9 protein-coding genes are annotated in these 7,867 nt (G+C 37.0%); 7 read left to right on the forward strand and 2 right to left on the reverse strand.

Annotation, left to right across the window (positions count from 1 at the left end; translation table 11 throughout):
* The 5 genes from ABZA26_RS03700 to ABZA26_RS03720 form a co-directional block, all read left to right on the forward strand.
* Positions 1-577 (forward strand): FMN-binding protein (locus ABZA26_RS03700; RefSeq protein ID WP_372713170.1); only part of this gene is annotated, 577 nt, incomplete at its 5' end.
* A complete protein-coding gene (locus ABZA26_RS03705) occupies positions 574-1,203 on the forward strand; it encodes an NADH:ubiquinone reductase (Na(+)-transporting) subunit D (protein ID WP_372713171.1) in 630 nt (209 codons plus the stop codon). The genes ABZA26_RS03700 and ABZA26_RS03705, both read left to right, overlap by 4 nt.
* Before the next feature lie 15 nt (positions 1,204-1,218).
* Positions 1,219-1,812 (forward strand): NADH:ubiquinone reductase (Na(+)-transporting) subunit E, encoded by a 594-nt coding sequence (locus tag ABZA26_RS03710; RefSeq protein WP_372713172.1) that lies wholly within the window; start codon positions 1,219-1,221, stop codon positions 1,810-1,812.
* Between the two features lie 12 nt (positions 1,813-1,824).
* Positions 1,825-2,937 carry an NADH:ubiquinone reductase (Na(+)-transporting) subunit F gene (locus tag ABZA26_RS03715; RefSeq protein ID WP_372713173.1) on the forward strand — a complete coding sequence of 371 codons (1,113 nt, stop codon included), beginning with the start codon at positions 1,825-1,827 and terminating at the stop codon, positions 2,935-2,937.
* Positions 2,938-2,954: 17 nt separating this feature from the next.
* Entirely contained in the window at positions 2,955-3,407 is a 453-nt protein-coding gene (locus ABZA26_RS03720) for a hypothetical protein (RefSeq protein ID WP_372713174.1), read from the forward strand.
* Between the two features lie 46 nt (positions 3,408-3,453).
* Here ABZA26_RS03720 and ABZA26_RS03725 read toward each other — a convergent pair whose 3' ends face one another.
* Entirely contained in the window at positions 3,454-4,551 is a 1,098-nt protein-coding gene (locus ABZA26_RS03725) for a 6-phosphofructokinase (RefSeq protein WP_372713175.1), read from the reverse strand.
* A gap of 312 nt (positions 4,552-4,863) precedes the next feature.
* Between ABZA26_RS03725 and ABZA26_RS03730 the strand changes: the two genes are divergently transcribed.
* Complete coding sequence (locus tag ABZA26_RS03730) at positions 4,864-5,424, forward strand: manganese efflux pump MntP family protein (RefSeq protein WP_372713176.1); 561 nt, start codon at positions 4,864-4,866, stop codon at positions 5,422-5,424.
* 118 nt (positions 5,425-5,542) lie between these two features.
* Positions 5,543-6,160 (forward strand): nitroreductase family protein, encoded by a 618-nt coding sequence (locus ABZA26_RS03735; RefSeq protein WP_372713177.1) that lies wholly within the window; start codon positions 5,543-5,545, stop codon positions 6,158-6,160.
* Positions 6,161-6,320: 160 nt separating this feature from the next.
* On the opposite strand, the gene ABZA26_RS03740 is transcribed toward ABZA26_RS03735, so the two are convergent.
* A complete protein-coding gene (locus tag ABZA26_RS03740; protein WP_372713178.1) occupies positions 6,321-7,544 on the reverse strand; it encodes an IS256 family transposase in 1,224 nt (407 codons plus the stop codon).
* Positions 7,545-7,867 lie beyond the last annotated feature (323 nt).

A 7,867-nucleotide genomic window follows, 5' to 3' on the forward strand; every position in this document is an offset into this window, starting at 1 on the left:
ATTCAGCTTCACCATCACATTCATATTTGTCTTTATTCTCGCTGTTGCACATAAAGGTACGGCAGAAAGAGTAAAAGAATATCAAAAGATCTCTGAGGCAAGAGCCTATCTGTCTGCATCAGGTATAGACTTGACTTCCAGTGATAATCCTCAGGAGAAGTTTTTGGAAATCTTCGGAAGCGATTTCCCAGATAAAGAAGTCTTAACTGCCAGTATAGACAACGAAAATATTTTCGTTTCCAGATTTTCAGGAAAAGGCCTTTGGGGAACGATCTATGGTGTCATTGCCACCAACAATGACATAAATAAAATAATAGGAATAGAGATAACCTCCCATTCTGAAACCCCTGGTTTAGGAGGAAGAATAGAAGAATCTTGGTTTTTGAAACAGTTTAAAGATGAGGAAGTTCCAGATAAAATAAAAATTGTTATGGGTGTCGGCAGAGGAGATACTGTTTCTGACAATAGCCTTGTTGACGGTATAACCGGAGCCACTCGAACCAGCGAATCAGTTGAAAATATGATCAATAAAAAACTTATAAAACTGAGGGATTTAAAAGGGAGGGGAGAGATTTGAATACTGCTAAAAATTTGGCTAAAGAAAATATATGGGACAACAACCCGGTTTTTGTCCAGATCCTGGGTATCTGCTCCACCCTCGCAGTTACAAACAATCTCACCAATACTTTCATAATGACTGTATCAGTTACTTTTGTGACCGCTTTTAGCAATTTATCTGTTTCAATTCTAAAAAATTATATCCCCAGGAAAGTGAGAATGATCGTACAGACTCTCATTATAGCGTTTTTCGTAATAATAGTAGATATCATGCTGAGAGCTTATCTTCCTGATATCAGCAAGTCTCTCGGGCCATATGTGGGACTCATTATCACAAACTGCATAATAATGGGTAGGGCCGAAGCTTTTGCCCAGTCAAATGCTCCTCTTATCTCTTTCTGGGATGGTATAACTTCAGGTCTGGGGTATATGTGGGTGCTTATGGCCATCGCATTTTTTCGTGAACTTTTGGGATTCGGAACCCTTTTCGGAATAAAAATTTTAGGAACCGGCTTCACCCCATGGACTATTATGGTCATGGCACCAAGTGCATTTTTTATCCTAGGAATACTCATCTGGATAGTCAAGACTAATATGATGAGACAGGATGAGAAAAAAGAAGCTCCCGTAAAACAACCAAATTAAGAATGGAGGAAAAAAATGATACCAGACATACATCCTTTTACCCTTTTTCTAGCTTCTATCTTCACCAGCAATATACTCCTGGCAAATTTTCTGGGAATGTGTTCTTTTATATCAATATCAAAAGATATGACATCATCAAACGGTCTTGGAATGGCTGTCACAGGGGTTCTAACCCTTACAGCCATGATAAATTGGGTTGTTTTGCGATACATACTTATCCCCTTGGATCTTCTCTATCTGAGATTTATAGTTTTTATAGTTGTCATCGCAGCCACTGTACAGATTCTTGAGATGGTTATAGACAGAGTTTCTCCTAGTCTCTACATCGCCTTGGGAATATTCCTGCCGTTAATTACCGTAAATTGTGCCATCCTTGGAGTTTCTCTGTTTATAGAAATAAGAAATTACAATTTCATTCAAACAGCTTCTTATGCCTTTGGCTCAGGACTGGGCTGGTGGCTTGCGATAATGGCCCTTTCTGCAATACAAAAGAGAATAAAAAACTCCCCTGTTCCTGCAGGCCTTGAGGGTCCCGGTATTACCTTGGTGACAATAGGATTTATGGCAATGGCATTTATCGGTTTTTCCGGAATGCTTATAGTTCAATAGGGAGGTATTTTCATGGATTTTCTAATTGCTCCTTTGACTGTGGCTGCAATCGCAGGTGGTTTTGCAGCTGTTATATCCATGGTGGATAAAGTTGTCAATAACTACGGAGATGTCAAAATTGATATAAACAACGGAAAAAAAGAACTTGAGATAAAGGGTGGAGAACCCCTTCTTTCCTCCCTGTCCGCAGAGGGCATATACCTCCCGTCAGCCTGTGGAGGACGTGGAAGCTGCGGAGCCTGCAAATGTCAGATTGAAACAGATGTTGGCCCTATTCTTCCCACAGAATTTCCATATCTTTCAGATGAAGAGAAGGCAAATAATACTAGATTGGCTTGTCAGATAAAAATAAAAAAAGATCTCAGTATCATGATCCCGGAAGAACTTTTTAATGTAAAACAGTTCTCTGGAAGTGTCCTGAGTATAAAAGACATAACTCATGATATAAAAGAGGTCCTAGTGGACATAGGAGATGAAACCATAGACTTCACTTCTGGAATGTACGTGCAGCTTGTAGTCCCTCCATACGAAAAAATAAAAGACTACAACCAGAGAGCATATTCCATCTCCTCTAAACCTTCTGATAAAAATCAAGTTGAGATGCTTATCAGACTTGTTCCTGGCGGTATTGCCACAACATGGGTTCATAACTTTCTCAAAGAGGGGGACAAGATAGACCTTATTGGTCCTTTCGGTGAATTTCAAAGGCAAGATACCAATGCCCCGATGATATGTATTGCAGGTGGATCTGGTATGGCTCCCTTTAAATCTATTTTATATGATATGTTTGAAAAAGGTGAAACAGAAAGAGAAGTTTGGTATTTCTTCGGAGCCAGGACTTTAAAAGACCTTTTTTACTTGGAAGAAATGAAAGAACTAGAATCAAAATGGGATAAGTTTCACTTTATTCCCGCACTTTCTGAGCCTGAGAACGGACAAGAATGGACTGGGGAGACCGGCCTCATTACGGATATTTTAGATCGATATCTAAAAGAAAACACAGTTCATTTAGAGAATAAAGAAGGGTATCTCTGTGGAAGTCCGGGAATGATAAATGCCTGTATTGAAGTTTTTAACAACAATGGAATCTCTGAAGATAAAATTTATTATGATAAATTTGCGTAGCTAAGGAGGATTTTTAAATGAAAATGACCCCATATATGATAAAGGCTCAGTCAAATATGCTCCCTGGAAAAATAACTGCTGAAGGATTTTTAGGAGATGAGAAATTAAATCTTAACGAGATCATAACAAGAGATGAGGGCGAGATGATAAGATTAGGTATGAAATTTCAGTCTGTAGCGGAACTTCTCAGAGATTTCATGCTGAAAGGAGAGCATGCTTTGGGAGAGCCTGTGACCATAAATGATAAATGGGTTGTTCAGACTATAGAAACCAGGGGAAACCTACCATGTCCATTTGAAGACGGTCTATTTCAAAAAGTAACTGTACTGCTGGAACTTATCTCTTCTGGAGAGACAATAACTTACACCGACCTTTCGTTACACCTCTTAGAGAAACATCACTTCCTTCAGGGAAAAGGATCACCGTTCAGGATTGAACCGATGAAAATTAAAAGAGTTCTTTGTCAGTAAAAAAGAATCACCTCTATACTCTCAATGTATAGAGGTGATCCTTTTTTTAATCTCCAAAACATATCCCCACTGACCTTCCAGTATGCACAAGGTAAGAGTTCTTTCCTACAAATTTATAGTTTGCTATGGCTTCTTCGATGGGTACAGTTGTTATTTTCGAATTTTTTACCGCCACCATCTTTCCATACTCCTTATTTAAAACCAGTTCAAAGGCTTTTACACCAAACTCTGTAGCAAGGACTCTGTCAAAGGCTACAGGCGTGCCTCCTCTCTGAAGGTGTCCTAGCACGGTAACTCTTATATCCTCCTCGCATCCTGCTTTTTTGAGTTCATCTGCCAGTTTGTAAGCTACTCCACCTAGCATTGGGTTTTCATACCCAGGCTCGGTACTTTTTCTGCTGTAGACATCTCCACCCAATCTCTTAGCCCCTTCAGAAATAACAATTAGTGCAAACCCTTTCCCGTTTTCAAATCTTTCCTTGAGTCTTTTTACAATTTTATTTGGATCATAGGGTATTTCTGGAATAATACAGACATCTGCTCCTCCACCTACAGAAGAATGAAGTGCTATCCAGCCTGCATCTCTTCCCATTACTTCCATTATAAGCACCCTGTTATGACTGGCTGCTGTGGTTACCAGTTTATCCACTGACTCCGTGGCAATCTGTACCGCTGTTTGAAATCCAAATGTGTACTCTGTGGAAAAAAGGTCATTGTCAATGGTCTTTGGAACTCCTACTATGTTCAATCCCTTTTTATACAGCTCGTGTGATATTTTCTGCGAACCATCCCCCCCTATACTTATTACAGCTTCTATCCCCAGTTCCTTGAGTTTCTCAAGCATTTTATCAGATCTGTCCTCTGTGGTCCAGGTTCCGTCTTCTTTTTTTACAGGCCATGCAAAAGGTCCCCCTTTGTTTGTTGTACCTATTATGGTTCCTCCCCTAAAATGTATTCCTGCAACGGCTTTCTTGTCTAAAATGACTATTTCTTCAGGATCTTTGAGAACTCCGTTGAAAGATTGTATACTTCCCACAACTTCCCAGTCCTTCTCTTGTGATGCCCTTTTTACAATGGCTCTTATTACTGCATTCAACCCTGGACAGTCTCCTCCACCAGTCACTACCAGCACTCTTTTTTTCATAATCATTCAGCTCCCCTTTAATTTCCAAATAAAATAGTTTTCTATTCTTATTTTCAAAAGACAAAATTTCTTTCCAAAAATATATAAAAATCAGATAAAAAATCCTATGATTTTATATACACCAAATGACCTTTTATCCTATTTTTTATTGTTTATTCATAGATTTCAGAGTAAAATAAATTTATAACTTATATTTAGATGCTATGAAAATCTAATTTTTAACCAAAATTCTCTTCATAACTAAAATTAAGAATATAAATTTTAACTATAACCACTCAGAAACTTAAGTTATTTTATAATTAGGAGGATTATATGAATTTTACAACTTTGTTTTTCATTTCTATAGGCTTGGCTATGGATGCCTTTGCAGTTTCACTTACCGAAGGGTTGGCCTTGAAAAAAATCCATATAAAACATATTTTAAGAGTCGCCTTCGTGTTCGGGACTTTCCAGGCAGTTATGCCTCTCGTTGGATGGCTTGTAGGTGGTATGTTTTACGACAAAATTGCAGAATATGAGCACTGGGTTGTTTTTGGACTTCTTGCCTTTGTTGGGATAAAGATGCTTCTAGAAGCCTGGGAAAATCAAAAATGTGAAAATCATGGAAAATGTGATATTTCGTCAAATATTATTGCTCTCGGAGTTGCCACCAGCATAGATGCCTTAGCTGTGGGGTTTTCCTTTTCTCTTGTTCCTGGATTAAATATCTATTCTACAGTTTTTATTATTGGAGTTATTACATTTATTATTTCCTCTGCAGGGGTTTATATGGGGAACAAAGCCGGACAATTCTTAGGATACAAAGCCGAATATGCAGGAGGTTTTATCCTGATAGGAATGGGATGCAAAGTATTATTTGAGCATATAGCATGAGATTAGCTGCCATTTAAAGGCAGCTTTTTTTATATCTTTAAATATTAGCTCCAAAGGAAATTCCTTGTCTTATCAGTATATACCACATAATATAAATATATTTTAGGAGGTTTTGATTATGGAATTTGAAAAATTATTAAAAGAAAGAAGATCAGCGACTTTTTTTGATAAAAATAAAGAACTCTCCAACGATCTTATAAAAGAAATTATAAATTTATCTACCTTAGCTCCATCTGCCTTCAACACTCAGCCATGGGAGGTAATAGTAGTAAAATCCCCAGAAGCTCGGAAGGAGCTTTATGAAAAAGCCTGTAAACAGCCAAAAATTTTAGATGCTCCTGTAACCCTTGCTGTAATAGGTAAAAAAAATGGCTATAAAAGAGAGAATCCCATATGGAACGAAAAAATAGAAAATAAAATTCTGGATGATCAGTCCCTCCAGGCTTATATGGACATGTGTGAAAATACTGTTTATAACAGTGATCTAAAGAAAACTGCTTATGCTGTAAGAAATGCTTCTCTTTTTGCCATGACACTTATGCTTACGGCAAAATCTAAAGGCGTATCTACTCATCCCATGATAGGTTTCAGCGAAGAGGCAATAAAAGAAATATATTCCATATCAGAAGATAAGGTTGTAGTAATGCTTATTTCCATGGGTTACTTCGACGAAACAAAAAAACTTTTTCCAAGAGAAAAAAGATTCTCTTTTGATGAAATCTCAAAAATATACTAAAGAGAGAGTGTGAAATAATCTCTGTAAATAGGGTAATTTCTTCCTGTGGAAATTTTAAATTGAACAATATTTTAAATATTGCTTATACCATGAATATAACTTTTAAATTTTAGCATGTCAAGCAAGCCCATAAAAAATGGGCTGCTGGACATGCTTTTTTCTATTCAGGGAGTCTACCGTCGTACATGATGGATAATTCTCCATAAACCTTACCCCAATTTCTTAAGGGTGTTTTCCATTTCTCTGTTGCTTTCTTGGTAGAAAGATACAAAGCTTTAAGAAGCGCTTGATCCGATGGAAAGACGCTTCTTTGGGAGTTTAGGCGCTTGTATGTGCTATTTAAACTCTCAATGGCATTGGTAGTGTAAATGACCTTTCTAACATCTGGTGAAAACTTGTATATAGGCGATAAAATATCCCAATTTTTTATCCAGCTTTTCATAGAATTGGGATATCTATCCTCCCATTTTTTCTGAACTTCTAAAAGGGTTTCATGACCTTTTTCTTCTGTAGGTGCTGTATATATTGACCTTAAATCAGCTGCAAAACTCTTTTTTTCTTTATGCGAAACATATTTTAAGGTATTTCTTACCTGGTGGACAATGCACCGCTGGTATTCGGTATTTGGAAAAGCAACTTGAATGCTTTCTTTTATACCGCTAAGACCATCTGCACACATAATTAAGATATCTTTAACTCCACGATTCTTAAGCTCATTTAGTATTCCTAACCAATATTTACTACTTTCATTTTCACCGATATAAAGTCCAAGAACTTCCTTCTTTCCTTCCTTGCTAATTCCTAAAACAACATACGCTGCAAGTTTTTTAATAATTTTCTCATGTCTAACAGCAAAGTGAACTGCATCAATAAAAATTATGGGATAAACGTCATCTAGAGGTCTATTTTGCCAGTCTATAATTTCAGGTAATATTTTATTCGTAACATTTGAGACAAAACTTTCACTTACATCAAAACCATAAATCTCTTCAATTTGGTCAGAAATTTGTCTGGTAGTAAGACCTCTCGCATACATAGAGATAATCTGTTGCTCTATGCGCGAAATATCCTTTTGTCTCTTTTGGACAACCATCGGTTCAAATGAACTTTCACGGTCTTGAGGGACTGAAAGATTAACTTCTCCATAATGAGTTCTAATCTTTTTATCTTTGAATCCATTTCTAGAATTAGTTGAAGAACTCTTTTGTCCTTTTTCATATCCCAGGTGTTCATCCAATTCAACTTCAAGCATCTTTTTAAGAGTGTCCCCCAAAAGATCTTTTAATGCTTCCTGAATATCCTCGGCACTTTTGATGTCATAAGTCTCTAATAATGCATTTACAACTTGTTCTCTTTCTGCAGATATTTTTTCTCTTTTTGCCATAATAAAAAGCCTCCTTATAGTATTAGTTATTACCACAGGAAGCTAATTATTTAAATGCTATTTACAGACTTTTTTGGACACTCTCGCTTGAATAGTAAAAAGCTCCTGAAAACGGGGCTTTTTCTTTTACTCGTATTTCATGTAGGCTTCAAATTGTAAAAAGCGGTGGTAAAATACCTAAAAACAACGCATATTTAGTTAAAAGGCAGGAGGCGGTTTGACCCCTAATTCTTGGAGTTATTTCCTTATTTTGCGCGTTTTAGGCTGCTACTTCAAATTTTATCCGATTCTCTCCCTTTGTATTTATCATAGAATTCCTGGGG

It is taken from the genome of Ilyobacter sp. (assembly GCF_041583315.1).
GTDB lineage: Bacteria > Fusobacteriota > Fusobacteriia > Fusobacteriales > Fusobacteriaceae > Ilyobacter.

Coding starts and splice junctions, on each gene's coding strand:
- ABZA26_RS03710 (WP_372713172.1), top strand. CDS start 1,219: ATGATACCAGACATACATCCTTTTACCCTTTTTCTAGCTTCTATCTTC.
- ABZA26_RS03715 (WP_372713173.1), top strand. CDS start 1,825: ATGGATTTTCTAATTGCTCCTTTGACTGTGGCTGCAATCGCAGGTGGT.
- ABZA26_RS03720 (WP_372713174.1), top strand. CDS start 2,955: ATGAAAATGACCCCATATATGATAAAGGCTCAGTCAAATATGCTCCCT.
- ABZA26_RS03725 (WP_372713175.1), bottom strand. CDS start 4,551: ATGAAAAAAAGAGTGCTGGTAGTGACTGGTGGAGGAGACTGTCCAGGG.
- ABZA26_RS03730 (WP_372713176.1), top strand. CDS start 4,864: ATGAATTTTACAACTTTGTTTTTCATTTCTATAGGCTTGGCTATGGAT.
- ABZA26_RS03735 (WP_372713177.1), top strand. CDS start 5,543: ATGGAATTTGAAAAATTATTAAAAGAAAGAAGATCAGCGACTTTTTTT.
- ABZA26_RS03740 (WP_372713178.1), bottom strand. CDS start 7,544: ATGGCAAAAAGAGAAAAAATATCTGCAGAAAGAGAACAAGTTGTAAAT.